Origin of the sequence: Bacillus sp. CDB3 (genome assembly GCF_002081505.1) — a bacterium.
In the GTDB taxonomy this organism is placed as follows: domain Bacteria; phylum Bacillota; class Bacilli; order Bacillales; family Bacillaceae_G; genus Bacillus_A; species Bacillus_A cereus_AT.
Map to the genome: position 1 here is coordinate 11,258 of NZ_ALBR01000081.1, position 19,162 is coordinate 30,419.

The window sequence follows — 19,162 nt, forward strand, 5'->3', positions numbered from 1 at the left end:
GAACAATTTTTCAATGAAAATGTTCTTATTTAGTTTATCCTTTTTCTTCATAATCAAACAAAGTGGAAAAATAATGCTACATACAAAAAATAAGTAACATTTTTTAATATAGCATTTATATAGAAAAAGGTAAAACAATACTTACTTATTTATAAATTTTCCTGCCGGTGAAATATATTAATTTCTGAGCGAACAATCTAATCAAAAAAGAACTTGCGAAAATCGCAAGTTCTCCTCTCTACATATTAAGCGCTCTGGTTTCCTTCCATTTGCGTTTTGTACATATCGTAATAACGCCCGCGCTTTTTCATTAATTCATCATGAGATCCTTTTTCCAAAATCGTTCCTCTATCAAGTACAATAATTTGATCTGCACTTTTAATTGTTGAAAGGCGATGAGCAATAATAAACGTCGTTCGTCCTTTCTTCACAACTTCTAGCGCTTGTTGAATCATCGCTTCAGTCTCCGTATCAATACTAGAAGTCGCTTCATCTAAAATTAAAATCGCCGGATCAAAAGCAAGCGCCCTAGCAAACGATATAAGCTGTCGTTCTCCCGTTGAAAGTGTACTTCCTTTCTCCGTAATTTCTTCATCTATATTGTTTGCAAACCTTTCAGCACCAACGTCACGTAACGCCTTTACAATGCGATCTTTTGAAATTTTTTCATTCTCTAAGCTAACATTGGATGCCACTGTCCCGCTAAATAGAAACGGATCTTGCAGTACAATTCCCATGTGTTCACGAGTTGCTTGTTTCGGCATCTCTGTTACATCGTGACCATCAATTGTAAGCTTTCCTTTTTGAAATTCATAAAACTGAAAGAGCACATTCATAATGGAACTTTTTCCTGACCCAGTATGACCAACAAGTGCCACTGTCTCTCCTTGCTTCGCTTCGAAAGAAATATTTTTTAACACTTCATCTTTTCCATTGTAAGAAAACGAAACATTATCGAATTTCACATTTCCGTTTAAGCGAGGCATACGCTCTTCTTCTACTGCCTCTCCCTTTTCCTCTAGCAATTCAAAGACACGTTCTGATGCAACGCGCGCTTGCTCTAAGTTTGCAAGTTGGTTCACCATATTCGTAATTGGCGAGAATAATCTCGTTAAATAATCGACGAAAGCATATAGTATCCCTAGAGAAAGGATGCCAGAAGCACTTAATGAAGCACCACCGAAATACCAAATTACACCTGTAAAAGCGATATTTCTTAATACAGACACTAAGTTATGCGAAGTTGCTGCATTTAAATTCAAAATTTTATTTTGATATTTAAAATAATCGCCATTGAGTTCTTCAAATTCCTTCTTCGTTTCACGTTCTTGGCGAAATGCTTGAATAATTGGCATACCTTGAATCGATTCATTCACCGTTCCGTTAATATCCGATAAACGAGAACGCATTTTATGATTGTATACAGACGCATACTTTCTATACATAATCGCCCAAACAATTAAAATTGGAATGATGAGTAAGCATAGCGCCGCCAGTTTTACATCCAGTAAAAATAGCGCAGCGAAAATCCCGATGATATAGATGATGCTAGAGACGAATGTTGCAAGTACTGTCACATATAAATCACGAATCGCTTCTGTGTCATTCGTTACACGCGATACAATTTTCCCTGCTGGTAAATGATCGAAATAACGAATTGGTAACGTTTGTATATGAGAAAAGACATCCTCCCTCATAATTTGAATAATTTTGTTTGCTGCCTTCTGTAAGAAAAACTGCTTTCCGTATGCAAATAATGATACAACTACTAATAAAGCGAAATATCCACCGCCGAGTAGTAATAATCGATTTATTTCTGGTTTATAAAACGCAAATACTTCCTCTTTCGTTAAGGCTTTCGCTTTATAAACCTGCACTGCCTTACCACTTTGGACTGTAAGCACATCACCCTTAACAGAACGAGTTCCTTCAAGCGTTATTTTATTCGGTACAAAATAGTACTGAAAACCAACTTGAATAACCCGAACCTCTTTCCCTTTTTTCTCACCTTCCTCAAAGCGATCACTTCGCTTATACAAGGCGCCATTATATGAAACAGCATCCTTACTCTTTTCTGTTTCATACCAAGGTCTCTCTATTCCAACGATATGCTCATCAATCATCGTTTTTGCGACGAAAGGACCCGCGAGTTCTGCGATAACGAAAACAAATAGCATCGCCATTGCTGCAAAAATCGGCCCTTTTACTTTCATCGCGTATTGAAACAATCGTTTTGAAACACTCATATTTTCACCCCACTATCCGCACTTTCATTTTCACCTTGTTGTCTTTCGAACTGCTCTGCATACCAGCCCCCATTTCGAATGAGCGCTTCATGCGAACCTTCTTCAATAACCTCACCGTTATCCATAACGAGAATCCAATCAGCATGCTGCACTGCTGACAAACGATGCGTTGTTATAATCGTCGTCTTCCCGCTTCTTTCTGTTCTTATATTTTCAATAATCGCTGCTTCCGTACGAGCATCAACAGCTGATAAAGAATCGTCCAAAATTAAAATTTCCGGATTTTGAATAACAGCCCTTGCAATTGAAATCCTTTGCTTTTGTCCACCTGATAAAGAAACACCTTTCTCTCCAACGAGCGTTTCTAAACCTTCCGGTAAAAACTCTAAATCCTTTTTAAACGCAGCTATTTCAATTGCTTTTTCAAGTTCTTCTTCAGTCGCTTCTCTGTTTCCGAATAAAATATTTTCCTTCGCTGTTTTTGAAAATAAAATGTGTTCCTGCGGTACATACCCAATCCAGCCAAGTACGTTATCATTCGGAATTTTATCTAGCTTTACATCAGAAACTGCAATATCCCCGTCTCCAAGTGGATATTGACGAAGAAGCTGACGTACGAGCGTCGTTTTCCCGCTCCCTGTTTTCCCAACAACTCCAAGTGTCTCTCCTTGTTTTAATGAGAACGAAACATTTTTCAAATTCGTTTCATTTGATGAAGGATATGAAAAAGTAACGTTATCAAATTGAATGTAATCTGGCTCTTGTACAACCTTTGGATTTTTCGGATTCTTTACATCCGGTTCATAAGCTAACGTTTCATTTACACGATCGAGCGAAGCATTTCCTCTTTGCATAACATTAATCAATTCACCAATTGCAAACATCGGCCAAATCATCATTCCTAAATAGACGTTAAAAGAAACGAGCTCCCCAAGTGTCACTTTTGATTGGAATACGAGATATGCACCGTACACTAAACCAATTAAATAACTAAGACCGACAAGCATTTTCACAGTCGGTTGGAATAATGCATCGATTCTTGCTACTCTCATATTTTTCTCGTATACGTCATCTCCTAAATGATGAAACCTTTCTTGATCAGCACCCTCCTGTACATACGCACGAATAACGCGTACACCGGCGATTGATTCCAACACCTTATCGTTCATATCTCCGAACGCATCTTGCGCAACTGTAAATCGTTCATGCAATTTCTTTCCGTACCTATTCATTGCAAACGCCATAATCGGAAGCGGTATAAGCGCAGCAAATGTTAACTGCCAACTAATTGAAAAGCCCATCATACAAACGATTGTAAGCATATATAGACTAGAATCAACGAGCGTTAATATACCAAAACCAGCTGTCATGGAGATTGCTTTTAAATCATTTGTCGCTCTCGCCATTAAATCGCCAGTACGATTTTTTTGATAAAACGTTGGTGTCATCTCGAGTAAATGCCCCATAAATTTTGAACGCATCGTTTTCTCAAGTACGAACGCACCGCCAAATAGTTGGTGCTGCCAAATGAAAGTAAGCACGTACCCACCAATCGTTACCCCAAGTAAAATAAAAATATATTGCATAATCGCATCGTTCGTTAAGGCTCCTGTTTTAATGTTATCAATTGTAATTCCTAATACTTTCGGAGGAATTACCTCTATCACGTTTACAATTAAAAGTACCCCAATTGCGATACTATACCTTTTCCAATGCTCCCTAAAAAACCATTTTAACTTTAGTAATACTGAAAACAATATAATCTCTCCTTTCTCGTTCTCGTTTAATTCACATTTCTTTATCCGCTATCCAAACCCATCACATTTACATTTCGTAAGCCATACAATTTCATCACATTTTTCCACCTTCCAAATTCTGATTTTTTATAGTAACAAGGAAAATAAAGTGAAACTTTAATCAGTGGGGGTTTTGTTCATTCCCCACTGATTATTAGCCTTCACCAATCGGGCGTTTACGGGCAGCCCGACTCCCGTCCCAACTTCTTTGCTCCAGCTGAATTTTGAGGCGGGAGTCTTACTGCCCGTTAATGCGGGATAAACAAAAAAAAGCATACCGCCGCTTGACGATATGCAAAAGAATGCATAAAAGCGTACGTTACGATATACGCAACGTACGCTTCTCATAAGACAAAAAAGTCCTATATATCCGCACGGGTTGCGTAATGATATAAATGTTTTCCGCCGTTCAATACAGCTAAGCCCATTACATTTACGATTACAATCATTACGCACACCCCCTTCATTTATTTTCCATTTATAATCTTACAACTTTATTGAGTATTCTGTCAATTGTTTTTTTCGCTTTAGAATAAAATAATCTTTTATCACAAAAAATGAAAGTGATGCATTCTACTTATAATTCAGTTTGAAATAAGGGAATCTTCTGTAAGAAAGGGCATACAAAATAAAAAAAGAATAAGAAATCGTTTTCACAAACATTTCATTTGAAAAATGTTATCAAACCCCCTACAATCACCTTATACTCACTCTTACAAGTTGCTATTTTAGGAGGACTAATCATGACAACTAGCAATACGTACAAATTTTATTTAAACGGAGAATGGAGAGAAAGCTCTTCAGGAGAAACAATCGAAATTCCATCTCCATACTTACACGAAGTAATTGGACAAGTACAAGCAATTACTCGCGGAGAAGTAGATGAAGCAATTGCATCTGCAAAAGAAGCTCAAAAATCATGGGCAGAAGCTTCTCTACAAGATCGCGCAAAATACTTATATAAATGGGCTGATGAGCTCGTAAATATGCAAGATGAAATTGCCGATATCATTATGAAAGAAGTCGGTAAAGGATATAAAGATGCGAAGAAAGAAGTTGTTCGTACAGCTGATTTCATTCGTTACACAATTGAAGAAGCTTTACATATGCACGGAGAAAGCATGATGGGCGATAGCTTCCCTGGCGGAACGAAATCTAAACTTGCGATTATCCAACGCGCACCACTTGGTGTTGTATTAGCAATCGCACCATTTAACTACCCAGTAAACTTATCTGCTGCAAAACTTGCACCAGCATTAATTATGGGTAACGCGGTTATTTTCAAACCAGCAACTCAAGGTGCAATTAGCGGTATTAAAATGGTTGAAGCACTTCATAAAGCTGGCCTTCCAAAAGGTCTTGTAAACGTAGCAACCGGACGCGGTTCTGTAATTGGTGACTACTTAGTAGAGCATGCTGGCATCAATATGGTATCGTTCACAGGTGGTACAAACACAGGTAAACATTTAGCGAAAAAAGCTGCAATGATTCCACTTGTATTAGAACTTGGTGGTAAAGACCCTGGTATCGTTCGTGAAGATGCTGACTTACAAGATGCTGCAAACCATATCGTAAGCGGTGCATTCTCTTACTCTGGTCAACGTTGTACAGCTATTAAACGTGTACTGGTACACGAAAACGTAGCGGACGAACTTGTTAGCTTATTAAAAGCGCAAGTAGCTGAGCTATCAGTTGGATCTCCAGAACAAGACAGCACAATCGTTCCATTAATCGACGACAAGTCTGCTGACTTCGTTCAAGGCTTAGTTGATGACGCTGTTGAAAAAGGTGCAACAATTGTTATCGGTAACAAACGTGAGCGTAACTTAATTTACCCAACATTAATCGACCACGTAACAGAAGAAATGAAAGTTGCTTGGGAAGAGCCATTCGGCCCAATCCTTCCAATCATCCGTGTTTCTTCAGATGAGCAAGCAATTGAAATTGCTAACAAATCAGAGTTCGGCTTACAAGCAAGTGTCTTCACAAAAGACATTAACAAAGCATTTGCAATTGCTAACAAAATCGAAACTGGTTCTGTTCAAATTAATGGACGCACAGAGCGCGGCCCTGACCACTTCCCATTCATCGGTGTAAAAGGTTCAGGTATGGGCACACAAGGTATTCGTAAGAGCCTTGAGTCTATGACACGTGAAAAAGTAACTGTATTAAACTTAGTTTAATCTTATATGTAGAAGCTGATCTAATTTTGGATCAGCTTCTTTTTATACAATTTAGTTCACGAGTTGTTTTTCCATAGGTAAATTCACACATTCTACAGAAATTTGATACCCTAGCCAACGCTCAGCAATATGTTCAAACGATAAAACAGAGCCTGTTGTAAAAAATCGATGCTTCGGATTAAGATTGTCAGACAAAATTCCTTTGTGCTGTAAAATGGTACTTAACTCTATCGCTGTTTCTTCTGCAGAGCTAATAATTGTCACAGCCTCTCCTAACTCCTTTTTTATATAGGACTCTAAAAGTGGATAATGCGTACACCCAAGAATTAACGTATCTATATCTTCTTTCGTTAATGGCAGTAAAGCTTGTTTCACTTGCTGCGTTACATATGCTGTATCTTCTAAGTGATTTTCTACAACTGTAGCTAAAGTCGGACACGCATGACTATGCACTTCCAAATATGTATCAAGCTCGTGTAATGCTTTTTCGTACATGTTAGATTTTATCGTACCTACAGTTCCAATTACCCCTATTTTCCCTTTCTTTGTCACTTTAATTGCAGCTCTTGCTCCCGGATGTATAACGCCAATAACTGGAATGGAAAGTGCTTCTTGCAAATCAGTCAATGCAGCAGCTGCACCAGTATTACATGCTACCACTAGAGCTTTTAATGGAAACTGTTTGAGGAACTCAACCATTTCAAATATGAAAGATTGTACCTCCTCTACACTTCTTGGCCCATACGGACAACGCTCATTATCACCAATATAGTAAATGCTCTCTTTAGGCAATTGACGCATAATCTCACTAGCAACTGTTAATCCCCCGACCCCTGAATCTAGTACACCTATTACGGATTTTTTATTACATACAGACATATACTTCATCCCCTTCTCAATCTTCTAGCGCTAATAACATGTATTATATTACGAAAATTCAAATATTGTATAACAATCCCTCTCACTTTTAATCACAAACTCTTCTCTATAATCTGATTATTACCATATCCATTGACGTATAAAAATACATTTGTTACTCTTAAATACGTTAATTTAATATTTAAATCCTCATTCGTATCTCGGTGAGGTAGAGGTTGCAGTCATTAAGAGTATCATTTCAGGAGATGTAGTGGCATTGATGAAGGAATGAGAAAGGAATGATTGCCGAAGTAAGTCGTGTCCACCATGCACGCTTGCTGGGTCTGCATTTAATAAGTGCAGAACTGTCACAAACGTTTCGTTTGTGGAGAGCTATCGAGAGGTATGTCGTGGGTTTCTTATAAGATAGAAAGCATGTAGCGGCAAATTACGTGCTTTTTTTGTTTTGTTTGGACCTTCTCTTCCTTATCAGGAAGACATACATATCTCCTCGCTTGACTTGGTTATACTAACTTTGGAGGTATTTTCTATGCAACAAAAAAAATGGGGCTTTTGGGTACTAACAGCTTTCGTTGTCGGTAACATGGTTGGCGCTGGTATTTTCATGGTGCCAAGTACGTTAGCACAAACTGCTAGCCCTCTCGGTGTTACTTTAGCTTGGTTAACAACAGGGTTTGGTGTTTTAATGCTAGCTCTTGTTTTCGGTAATTTAGCAATTCGTCGTCCTGATTTAACGACAGGACCACAAAGTCATGCATATGCTTTATTCTCAACACCAAAAAGAAAGAAAATGGCTGGTTTCAGCATGGTATGGGGATATTGGGTTGCAAACTGGGCAAGTAACGTTGCCATCATTACATCTTTCGCGGGATATTTATCACTCTTCTTCCCGATTATGAAAGATACGCGACTATTATTTTCAATCGGCTCGTTCGATATAGAAGTTGGAAAGCTCATTACATTTACTATTTGTTCCGTCTTACTTTGGGGAACTCATTTAATATTAACAAACGGTGTAAGCGGAGCTGGGAAACTAAACTTCTTAGCAACAACAACGAAAGTAACTGGATTCCTTCTATTCATTGTCGTTACGTTATTTGCGTTCGAAGCTTCAAAGTTTGGACAATGGTACACACCGATGATCGATAAAGAAGGCGTATCACACGGTCTCCTTTCACAAGTGAATTTAGCGGCTCTTACAACGCTTTGGGCATTTATTGGGATTGAATCCGCCGTTCTTTTATCAAACCGAGCTACTTCTCCCAAAACGGTAAAACGTGCGACTGTTGCCGGTTTATTAATAACAGTTGCAATTTATTTAGGAATTACAATTTTAACAATGGGTGTACTTCACGTTGATAAATTACAAGCTTCTGAACGTCCATTAGCAGATGCATTAAACGCTGCAATGGGTCACGGCGGTGGGAAACTTATGGCATTACTTGCTCTTACTTCCCTATTCGGTTCTATCTTAGGCTGGATTTTATTAAGCTCGGAAGTACCATACCAAGCAGCAAAAGAAGGTTTCTTCCCTTCCTTCTTTACGAAAACAAATAAAAAAGGAAGCCCAATTTATTCATTACGACTAACAAACATTATGTCGCAAGTGTTCTTATTCTCAACACTATCAGGAACAATTGCGGAAGCTTATACATTCGTTATTACCGTATCAACACTGGCCTACCTCATTCCATATCTCGTTTCACCAATCTTCCAGTTAAAACTAGTTGCAACTGGTGAAACATATAAAAATGAAATGCGGGCAAGAATTACAGATGGTATAGTCGCAGTGATCGCACTTTGCTATGCACTATGGGTTATTAAAACCGGCGCATCCGATATAAAAACGTTCCTTCTCGGAATTGGTTTATTCGTAATCGGATTTGCTTTCTATCCATTAATGAATCGTGATCAGAAAAAAAATAACGAAAAGAAAAACGAGCAAGTTGCATAACGCAATTTGCTCGTTTTTTCTTTTGTAAAACATATATAATAGAACAAAGAGGTGAAAAACATGTCAATTGAATCGCTATGGAGCAGTCGATTCCAACAACATATGCAAAATATCATTACATACTTTGCACGTATGATTAACGGTTTACTATATAGCTTTATCTTTATTTCATGCGTTGGCGCATACTACTATGCTCAGTTTCTAAAAACATCTCCTTCTAAAGGAATATCTTTACTACTCATCACCATTGTACTGACATTCATTATAACGAGATGCCCAATCCGTACATTTATTCAAAAACCTGATGCTGTCTATTTGCTTGCATTAGAAGAGAAACTAACATCTTATTTTAAAAAATCTCTTCTATATAATTACATCATTCAGCTTTTCCCATTATTATTTACGTTCCTGATTCTCGTTCCACTTGCACTGCAATCATTACAAGTAACGGTACCTTTCTTATGTACAATCTTTATCGTTTTAATGATTACGAAAACTTGGAACATGTACATACATTGGATGTGGCGTGATAGTCATGAAAAAAATATATGGTTCATTATTCGTATTACCTGTAACGCCCTAATCATTTACATGCTGTTTTACTCAGCAAATGTTCTCATATTGGCCGGATTACTCTTACTACTTGCTTTCCTGCTTCTATATACGAAAAAACAGCCTACAAAACGAATACCGTGGGAATACGTAATCGACCAAGAAGAAAAAATGGACATACGCTTCTATCAATTCGCTAGCATCTTCACCGATGTTCCGCAAATTAAAAAACAAGTAAACAAAAGAAAATGGCTTACAAATTGGATCGAACCTTTATTACATAAAAAACGAGCAACTTTCTTCTATTTACATACACTAGCATTTTTACGTGGTAATGATTATTTCGGTATATATATTCGCTTGGGGTTAATCGGCGCTTTCATTCTATATTTCATTCCGAATATATACGTAAAAGGTGCTATCGCTTATATCATCCTATATATGATTTCTATGCAGCTTCGTTCTCTGTGGAAATATTTTTCGGGAAATATTATTGTAGCATTATATCCGATTAACACCGATGAAAGAATGAATCAATTTCTCAACTTAATTTTTATATTAATAAGCATTCAATTAGTTGTATTTTCAGTTGTTATACTTATTGCTACAGGACAATTACTACATGCTTTGATTATTATGGTAATCGGAGTACTTTGGATTAAATTTATTATCGTAACAAAAACGAAGAAGAGAATTTCTTCATTTTAACGAAAAAGAGGCTGCACATCACAGCCTCTTTTTTCGTCCCAAAATTTCTAATCACTTTTCATAGGCAGTTCTCATATAGTGAAAATGACTATATAATTCCTATCCATAAGTTAAATAATGATTTTACACATATAAATAAAACAGACGGGAGCCTAACTATGAACAACAATCCACCTTCTCCGCCCCAAGATAACTCCGAAAACAATAGCCGTGATATTACACTGCAAACATTACGTGTCATCGGACTCATCGTCCTTATTAGTGGTTATATCCTCGTCGCTCTCTCAGAAGTAGGTGAGCTGAAAACCTTATTAACAAACCCTAACACCAATCCTAATTTAGCTGAAGTTGATCCATTTTAAAAATTATATAAAAAGCGAGTCCCAGTATAACTAGCTCGCTTTTTATATAGTTTCATCCAATTTGAGAAACATTTCCTTCATTCTGATACTTCTCTTTCCCAATCGCCTTCATAAATAATAAAATACTGCTCATACCAACGATGAAATATAGAGCACTCATGCCCCAAGATGCAATAAATGAACCTAACATAACTCCTAATGCACCGTTCATTTTCGCCAATTGAAAGACCATTCCATTGATTGCCATATATGAACCTCTTGCCTCATTTGGTACCATGTCCGCCATTATAGATTGACGAACCGGCACATACATCATCTCTCCTACAGTTTGGAAAAGCCCTGCAATTAATAAGATCCATAAGCTATTGCTCACTCCGAGTATTGTAAATCCAATTGTATAAATGAATAAGCCTACATATAAAATTTTCAAATCGTTGAAGCTTTTCAGCATTTTAATAAGAATTGCTGAACATAACACAACCAAAATTGTATTCTCTGCCGATATCCAGCTGAGCATTCGAATACCAGTTAAATCAAATGTAAAACCATTTCCGAATAAAAAGTGCACCGTTTCAAATTCTTTCTGCAAGCGTACTCCTAAGTAATTATTAATTTGAAACTCTAAAGATAATGTACATATACTTGCTGCACAAAAAATTAAAAACGCCCGGTCTTTCATAACAACTTTATAACTATCCGCCATATCTCTTAACACATTTTTCTTCTCTTCTGTTTTCCGAGCCACATACACTTCTTCCATATATACAGCCATCACATATAAAGTAATGATCGCAACAACCGTTAATACGATAAACAATTGTAATCTATAGTTTTCAAAAAGTAGCCCACCAAATATCGCTCCAATTGCAATGGATAAGTTAATAGCCCAGTAGTTAATGCTGTACATGACCTTTCGATTTCCAGGTGTACTCACATCTATTAACATCGCCTCGGTTGCTGGATTCATAAGCCCAGATCCTAAGCTGTTCACTAGCATAAATACAAATGTTAGCCACGGTGAATCTACATAATCTGAGTTCGCAATTCCCATACAAGCAATAGAAACAACTTGTATACTTTGACCGATAATCATTACTTTTTTACGCCCAAGTCGATCGCCAATATACCCGCCATATAAACCGATTACTAATGCAGCTATTACATTAATTAATAGTAAAGCACCCGCAATCGCGCTACCCAACTTTATTGAAAAATAAATCGCCATAAATGGAAAAATCATCGTGGACACAGTACGTGTTAAAAACGAAGTTATAATTCTAATTTTTATATTTCGATGCATACTCCAAAAACCCATTGTTTCCCCCTCCTTATGCTTATTCATTTTACTTTGAAAAAGAGGAAGAAAAAGGTTAGAATATTCTAAAGAGTTTCCCCTTTTATCATAGAAGGAAGTGTATACATATGAAAATTATGGATTATTATATTAGACTAAGGTTGCATGCACAAGACCAACAACATATACGAAATAGCTTACAAGAATTAGCAGATGTTTTATATTGCAGTACAAAAAACGTGAAGATTTTATTAAAGAAAATGAGTGTGGAACAATTCATTAAGTGGACACCAGGGCGTGGTCGCGGAAATAAAACAGAAATTATATTTGCACATACTTTAGCAGAAGCGATTGAATCCTATACAAATGAACTGTTAACTCAAGAGAAATTAAAAGATGTCTTTCTTCTTTTAAAAGAGCCCCTTCCTCTTGCAATTCAAAAAAAGATAGAAAATAAACTACATCATCATTTTGGATACGAACCTTCAAATGATATGTATGACATATTGAAGATCCCTATATCAAGAAAGATATTACCATTAGATCCCGCTTTTACGGCTGTAACAACAGAGGGTCATCTTATTAGCCAAATTTTTGATACATTAGTCATTTATAACGATATTACAGAAAAGATGGAACCGCACATTGCTCATACGTGGGAATTAAGTCCGGATCAACTTACGTGGACGTTTTATTTACGAAAAGATATACATTTTCATAATGAAACTCTTTTAACTTCTAAAGATGTTCAATTTTCATTTAAAAGATTGCAGCAAGCTCAATCTCCTTACGCATGGTTAACACAGGAAATTGTCCAAATTGAAACACCGTCACCACTGCAAGTACGGTTCCATTTAGCAAAACCGAATTTGTTTTTCTTACATTATGTAAGTTCAATACAACTCGCAATTTTGCCCTATGATACGGTAATCCAAAATCATCACTATATAGGTACTGGGCCTTTTAAACTTAATCATTATTCTGAAGATAATATCGTACTAGAAGCTTTCACGCATTATTTTAAAGAACGTGCATTACTAGATCGTATTGAGTTTTGGCGTATTCCAGATCATGTGAAAATACATTCTGATTATGAATTACCAAATGAGAATGAAAATGAAAGACATGACATACAAATAGAAGAAATAGGCTGTATTTATGCTAGCTTCAACTTTACAAAACCTGGTCCCCACCACGACATTTACTTTCGTAAAGCTTGGAGAGAAATATATGATGTTGAAACGATACTTCGTAATATAGAGGGGCGACGAACAATTGCTGCATCAAGCTTTTCCCCTGAAAGAAGCCGCAAAGTTCAGGGAAGATCCTACTCTTTAGAAAAAGCAAAAGAGTATTTGAAAAAGAGCACCTATAATGGAGAGACGATACATATTTACTTCTTCGCATTTAAAGATAGTGCAAATGACGCAGACTTCCTAAAAGAACGTTGCGAACAATTAGGAGTGCACGTAGAACTTCACCCATTTCTCGTTTCAGATTATATGGATCGTTCTATTGATAAACATGCCGATATTATTTTAATGGGAGAAGTATTTGCTACCGATCATGAAATTGCATTTTTAAATGTATTTAAAAATAAAAGTTGCTTCGTAAATCGATTCATGGACCCACACTACGAAAAACAAATTAATTGTTTACTAGATACATTTTTACTAGAAGAAAATAAAGAAAAACGTTATGAGCTCATGTATGAGATCGAAGAGTTTTTACAAGCAGAACACATCATTTTATTTAACTATCACGTTTTAAAAAGAAAAACATATCCTTCTTCTTTAAAAAACGTAACAATTGATTCATTCGGTTGGGCAAATTTTGCGAAGTTATGGATACAGCCATCCCTGCGTTAAAATGCAAAGTTTTTTATAAAAGGAGAAGAACCATGAAAAGCAACCTAGAAAAAAGGCTTTCCTATCTATATACAGGTGAATTATTTTCAGTCATTACTTTTATTTTTACAAGTTACTTAATTAATTATGCTTATCCTACATTATATTTATATTCCCTATATTCTTTTTGGGTCTCATTTCTTCTTTTAGAGTTTCTCTTATTACAAGGAACTTTTTACTGGTACGTAAAGTGGAAAAGACTAAAAAAAGAAAAAACATCTGTTACACCTATTTGGATTATTCAATATTTAAAAAGACTAAAAAAAATAAATATCGGATTGATTATCACAGGACTTATTATGTTTATTATCGATTTTTTAATTTGGTATCCCCACTTACCTTTAGGCGGGCTATCATTCGCTCTATTTGTTTATGTTTTTGCATTATTTGAGTATATTAACTATTACCATGTTCAGCTTTCATATGATAACATCTCTGATATTAAATATTTGATCAAATCAAAAAAACTAAAACAGTCCTGTATGAGTAAAGATTTTCAACGTATTTCATAAAGTGAAACTATAATCAGCCCTCACCAATCGGGCTTTTACGGGCAACCCGACTCCCACCTCCCTCCTTGCATTCGCCGAATTTTGAGGTGGGAGTCTTACTGCCCGCAAATAGCGGGATAAAACAAAAACCCCTTACCGTCGTAAGGGGTTTTATTACTTCGCAAAACTTTCAGCTAGCTGTTTCTCTCTCCACATAAATGTAATGCCGAGACCAACTATTAAAACAACTCCTGAGAAAGCATATGGATAATGAATATTTATATCAAATAATATTCCACCCATCGCTGGTCCTGCAATATTTCCTAAACTCGTATACGTTGAGTTCATACCAGCAACGAATCCTTGCTCTTTTCCAGCTGCTTTTGATAAAAACGTCGTTAAAGCTGGACGAAGTAAATCAAATGCTAAGAAAATAAAGCAAGTAACGAGAAGTACAATCCAATAATTAAAGACTACAGTTGAAACGAATGCTAAAACTGCACCTACAATTAAACATATTTGAATTAATACTTTCTCACCGAACATGTCAACCAATTTGCCAAACATAAATACTTGCACAACTACCCCAAAAATTGAGCTAATTGTAATAATTGCAGCAATATCTTTCGGCGCGAAACCAAACTTATGATCAGAAAACAGACTAAACACAGTTTCATATGCCGATAATCCAAATGCGAGTACAAATACGATAATAAATGCGATTGCATACATTGGATTTAATGATTTCTTTAAATCTCCAATAAAACTGGATTCTTTCGTATTAGCAGAAATCTCTGCAAGTTCTTCTTTCGTTAACGGCTCTTTCAAAATAAATATAGAAATCACGCATGCGACAAAAGCAATCACTGCTGCCACAAAGAAAGGTACACGTATACCGTATTCTGCAATAAACCCGCCGATTCCAGGCCCTATAATAAATCCAGTGCTGATTGCCGCAGATAAGTACCCCATTGCCTTTGGACGTTCCTGAATAGATGTAATATCCGCAACATATGCCGTAACACCCGGCATAATAAACGCAGCACTAATTCCGCCTAGCATCCTCGCTACATAAAGCATCCACACATCTTTTCCTAATCCAAAAAGAAGCTCCGAAACACCAAAAATAAATAATCCAATGATTATCATTTTCTTCCTACCGTAAAGGTCGACCCAACGACCTGTAATTGGTGAAGTAATAAGCTGAGCCATCGCAAACACTGCAACGAGATAGCCCATCGTCTTTCCTGTTAAATTCATATCATTCATAAAGGACGGCATAACCGGAATAATTAACCCAATCCCTAAAAAAGCGATAAATATATTACTCAAAAGAATGATCAATACCATCTTTTGTTCTTTTATCAGTTTCTTCAATTTTTAACACCTCTTCCCATAAGTTCCTCTCAAAAAATAATACCTAAGAAGCTTTTTCTTTATCCTACTATTTGTGGGCTAATAATGAGTGACGATGCCCCCACTCATTAGAATTTCACTCTATCCTTCCACACATACATAAATACAGGGTGAATGACTATCATTCAGTTTTTCGCAGAAATGAACCTACCTTTTCAGACAGGTTCATCTTACTATTTCTTTATATGTAATGCATGTGTTAAAAAATCTAGTACTTCTGCCTTTTGTAGCTCAACTTGCTCATCATCTTTGTGATCGTATAAATACACTTGTTCCGCTGCTGATTCAACAAGAGCAATAAATAACTTGGCCGTTCGCTCTGCGTGAACCGAATCACGAATTTCACCAGCTTCTTTTGCCTCGCTTAAAAATCCGCTTAGCCACATATAAAGAGGCTCATACACAGCTTCCCATTCTTTTATATGTTCAGTTGATGCAAGGCCCGCATACATTAATGCTTGTATTTCACGATATTCAGCTATAAAGTTAAATACCGCATCTATTACTTGCTCAACTTTACTTGAAAAAGGTGCCTCGTTCTGTACTTTTTCTTTCACTGCAAGTATCATCTTCTCAACCATCACTTCTGCTATTGCAGGCATAACAGATAACTTAGAAGGAAAATATAAATAGAAAGTTCCTTGTGCAATGCCAGCCAATTTCACGATATCAGAAATCTTCGTTTTTTCAACGCCCTTTTCCTGAAACACTTCAATAGCTGCATAGACAATTTTTTCTTTTTTATTCATCATCTAAACCCTTTCACACGCGTATTGAATGACTGTCACTCATTTTATAAAATAACTAGCTGTACTGTCAATCATAGTGCACTTTTCATAATAAAAATCTCCCAACAAATCGTTAGGAGATTCAACTTTAATATCAATTTCTTATGAAAGAGCCTTTAATCCCGTAACTCCACATACGATAAGAGCTACACTAATCAAACGTGCCTTACTTTTCGATTCACCAAACAGAAACATATTTAATAAAACTGCGCCTGCTGTTCCAATACCAATCCAAACCGCATAAGCCACACTTACTTGTAAGAACAAGAAAGACGTATATAAGAATGCGAAGGAAGTTGCAAATCCACCTATATAAATCGCTCCATTTGTCAACGTCTTATCTTTACTATACATTTTAAGGCCTATCACACCGACTATTTCACTAATTGCAGCACAAAATACGAAAAACCAACCCATTTTTAAGCAGCTCCTTTCATAGTTTCTTCCACAGTTTCTTCTTTATTATCAGCTAATTTTAAACCGATAACGCCCGCTACGACCATCACGATAAAGAATAGTTTTCCTACACTGAAACTGCCGCCGAAAAGGAATACATCCATTAGGAAAGTACCTACAGTACCAGCCCCAGCAAACACCGCATATACTGTCCCTGTCGCAAGATGTTCACACGCTTTAGAAAGGAAGTGAAAATCAACAGCGATAACTCCTACAATAATGACCCAATGCCACCAAGTATGAGCTGTATTAAAACCGAACACCCAAAATATTTCAAAGATACATGTTAATATGACATATAACCAAGCTTTATTTTTCATATCTCTCACCTTCTATTATCTACTGACTGACCGTCAGTCATTTTTAATTAAAAAATATAATCTCACGCTAACTACTATTTAAAAAACCAATATCATCCTCATTTATCCTTATATTTGTTCCGTTATTAAGCTAACTACATATAAAAGTTGCTTATCTACACCCTTTCATATAAAAATGACTGAATGTCATTCATAAATATTCTACATGACCAATTGATAAAGTGTCAACACCCGGATTCTATTAACCAAATAATATTTTAAATTTCTTAAATCCATATGTATATTTCTCAATAATCTGTTAATAATGGTAGTAACATAATATTTTCTCCATTCCCCCTTGGAGATCCCTTTGAATCGAGCAGTTGCTTTTAGCTAACTGCTCTTTTTTAATTTATCGGCACATTATAATAAAATACTCATAGATAAACTCCAAAACAAAGACCTGTACTCCCTTTTCAACATGCAACAAAGAACGAAATATTTTGTACGCTATTTACTTTCCAACGAGTCTTTGTATGCAATAATTTTATTTTCAAGCATCTTCTCTGTAATTACTAAGTTTTCTCTTTGAGTTTGAATAGATTTTTTATGATCTTCTAAAAGTTGTAAACGAGCTTCCGTTGTGTGCTCTCCTTCTGTATATAATCTAGCGTATTCCCTTATTTTCGCTATTGGCATTTGCGTTTGTTTTAACTTCATTACAAACTGCAACCACTTTATATGTGATTCTTCATACATTCGATTCCCATTTGTATCGCGATTTGCAATTAATATGTTCTCTTTTTCATAATAACGTAATGTATGTGTGCTCACTCCTAATAATTTAGCTACCTCACTAATTGTGTACATACTCATACTCCCTCCACTTGCCATTTACCATCATATATTTGACTGCTTTATAAAAAACATTTGACTTAGAGTATACTCTAACAAATAAAATCTAACCATACTAAATTAATTTGAACTTAGGGGGATTTTATATGAAATATACTGTTATTACTGGTGCCAGTTCCGGAATTGGCTATGAAGCAGCTTTAGCCTTTGCATCTCGCGGAAAAAATTTAATACTTGTAGCTCGAAGACAAAAAGAATTAGACGGATTAAAATTAAAAATTAACGAAATGCATCCAGAGTTGGATGTTGTCATTCGAAAAACTGATTTATCCGTCACTGAAGAAGTTTATAAACTGTATGAAAGTCTACAAAGTTTTCAAATTGAAACGTGGATTAACAACGCAGGTTTTGGAAATTTTGCCTCAATTGCTGAACAAAATTTAAACAAGATAGAAACGATGTTACATGTAAATATAGAAGCACTAACAATACTATCTTCCCTTTTCGTTCGAGATTATTCAATGATTGAGGGAACACAGCTTATTAACGTTTCATCAGGCGGTGGATATACGATTGTGGCTGATGCTGTTACGTATTGCGCTACAAAATTCTATGTAAGTGCATTTACAGAAGGATTATCTCACGAACTGAAAGAACAAGGTGCAAAATTAAAAGCAAAAGTTTTAGCTCCTGCTGCAACTGAAACAGAGTTCGCGAAACGCTCATTTGATATTGATGAATTCCAATACGATAATGTTGTACCAAAATTCCACACTGCAAAACAAATGGCAGAATTTATGCTCGACCTTTATGATAGCGATAAAGTTGTAGGACTTGTCGATGGTTCTACTTATAACTATGAGCTTAAAAATCCCATTTTTAATTTTGCAGTGAGACAAACGAATTCAAATTCTTAACAACATCTCTTTCCTTACTAAAATATAGATACCCACTATTTCTTAAATAATAGTGGGCC

16 protein-coding genes and 1 riboswitch are annotated in these 19,162 nt (G+C 36.1%); of the genes, 7 read left to right on the top strand and 9 right to left on the bottom strand.

All coding sequences use genetic code 11. The features are described 5' to 3' along the window. Positions 1-245 precede the first annotated feature (245 nt). Positions 246-2,246, bottom strand: coding sequence for an ABC transporter ATP-binding protein (locus CDB3_RS19900; protein ID WP_128855693.1), 2,001 nt, complete (start codon positions 2,244-2,246; stop codon positions 246-248). Continuing rightward, positions 2,243-4,003 carry an ABC transporter ATP-binding protein gene (locus tag CDB3_RS19905; RefSeq protein ID WP_128855694.1) on the bottom strand — a complete coding sequence of 587 codons (1,761 nt, stop codon included), beginning with the start codon at positions 4,001-4,003 and terminating at the stop codon, positions 2,243-2,245. The genes CDB3_RS19900 and CDB3_RS19905 overlap by 4 nt, the downstream gene beginning before the upstream one ends. A 782-nt stretch (positions 4,004-4,785) precedes the next feature. On the opposite strand from CDB3_RS19905, the gene gapN reads away from it, so the two are divergent. Then, entirely contained in the window at positions 4,786-6,225 is a 1,440-nt protein-coding gene (gapN, locus tag CDB3_RS19920) for an NADP-dependent glyceraldehyde-3-phosphate dehydrogenase (protein WP_128855695.1), read from the top strand. 51 nt (positions 6,226-6,276) lie between these two features. On the opposite strand, the gene racE is transcribed toward gapN, so the two are convergent. Next, positions 6,277-7,104, bottom strand: coding sequence for a glutamate racemase (racE, locus tag CDB3_RS19925; protein WP_071151040.1), 828 nt, complete (start codon positions 7,102-7,104; stop codon positions 6,277-6,279). A 201-nt stretch (positions 7,105-7,305) separates the two neighbouring features. Beyond that, positions 7,306-7,487, top strand: a riboswitch (Lysine riboswitch). Between the two features lie 146 nt (positions 7,488-7,633). Between racE and CDB3_RS19930 the strand changes: the two genes are divergently transcribed. The 3 genes from CDB3_RS19930 to CDB3_RS19940 all read left to right on the top strand — a co-directional run bounded on the left by CDB3_RS19930 (position 7,634) and on the right by CDB3_RS19940 (position 10,680). Continuing rightward, positions 7,634-9,058, top strand: coding sequence for an amino acid permease (locus CDB3_RS19930; RefSeq protein WP_097831248.1), 1,425 nt, complete (start codon positions 7,634-7,636; stop codon positions 9,056-9,058). A 60-nt stretch (positions 9,059-9,118) separates the two neighbouring features. Beyond that, complete coding sequence (locus tag CDB3_RS19935) at positions 9,119-10,318, top strand: ABC transporter permease (protein ID WP_128855696.1); 1,200 nt, start codon at positions 9,119-9,121, stop codon at positions 10,316-10,318. 158 nt (positions 10,319-10,476) lie between these two features. Next, entirely contained in the window at positions 10,477-10,680 is a 204-nt protein-coding gene (locus CDB3_RS19940; RefSeq protein ID WP_128855697.1) for a hypothetical protein, read from the top strand. A 52-nt stretch (positions 10,681-10,732) separates the two neighbouring features. On the opposite strand, the gene CDB3_RS19945 is transcribed toward CDB3_RS19940, so the two are convergent. Then, on the bottom strand, positions 10,733-11,995 hold the full coding sequence (locus CDB3_RS19945) for an MDR family MFS transporter (RefSeq protein ID WP_256869891.1): 1,263 nt from the start codon (positions 11,993-11,995) through the stop codon (positions 10,733-10,735). 107 nt (positions 11,996-12,102) lie between these two features. Between CDB3_RS19945 and CDB3_RS19950 the strand changes: the two genes are divergently transcribed. Beyond that, positions 12,103-13,842, top strand: a complete 1,740-nt coding sequence (locus CDB3_RS19950; RefSeq protein WP_128855699.1) for an SgrR family transcriptional regulator — start codon at positions 12,103-12,105, stop codon at positions 13,840-13,842. Positions 13,843-13,874: 32 nt separating this feature from the next. Next, the gene (locus CDB3_RS19955) at positions 13,875-14,393 is read left to right on the top strand and encodes a general stress protein (RefSeq protein WP_128855700.1); all 519 of its coding nucleotides are present in this window, start codon (positions 13,875-13,877) and stop codon (positions 14,391-14,393) included. A 153-nt stretch (positions 14,394-14,546) separates the two neighbouring features. Here CDB3_RS19955 and CDB3_RS19960 read toward each other — a convergent pair whose 3' ends face one another. From CDB3_RS19960 to CDB3_RS19980, 5 genes are all read right to left on the bottom strand, one after another. Further along, the gene (locus CDB3_RS19960) at positions 14,547-15,749 is read right to left on the bottom strand and encodes an MFS transporter (RefSeq protein ID WP_128855701.1); all 1,203 of its coding nucleotides are present in this window, start codon (positions 15,747-15,749) and stop codon (positions 14,547-14,549) included. Between the two features lie 212 nt (positions 15,750-15,961). Continuing rightward, the gene (locus tag CDB3_RS19965) at positions 15,962-16,540 is read right to left on the bottom strand and encodes a TetR/AcrR family transcriptional regulator (RefSeq protein WP_128855702.1); all 579 of its coding nucleotides are present in this window, start codon (positions 16,538-16,540) and stop codon (positions 15,962-15,964) included. Positions 16,541-16,678: 138 nt separating this feature from the next. Further along, positions 16,679-16,993 (bottom strand): DMT family transporter, encoded by a 315-nt coding sequence (locus tag CDB3_RS19970; RefSeq protein WP_097809534.1) that lies wholly within the window; start codon positions 16,991-16,993, stop codon positions 16,679-16,681. Between the two features lie 2 nt (positions 16,994-16,995). After that, positions 16,996-17,352 (bottom strand): DMT family transporter, encoded by a 357-nt coding sequence (locus tag CDB3_RS19975; protein WP_128855703.1) that lies wholly within the window; start codon positions 17,350-17,352, stop codon positions 16,996-16,998. A gap of 489 nt (positions 17,353-17,841) precedes the next feature. Continuing rightward, positions 17,842-18,201 (bottom strand): MerR family transcriptional regulator, encoded by a 360-nt coding sequence (locus CDB3_RS19980; protein WP_097831260.1) that lies wholly within the window; start codon positions 18,199-18,201, stop codon positions 17,842-17,844. A 131-nt stretch (positions 18,202-18,332) separates the two neighbouring features. Here CDB3_RS19980 and CDB3_RS19985 point away from each other — a divergent pair, with 131 nt between their 5' ends. Continuing rightward, positions 18,333-19,103, top strand: a complete 771-nt coding sequence (locus tag CDB3_RS19985; protein ID WP_128855704.1) for an SDR family NAD(P)-dependent oxidoreductase — start codon at positions 18,333-18,335, stop codon at positions 19,101-19,103. The last annotated feature ends 59 nt before the right edge of the window (positions 19,104-19,162 follow it).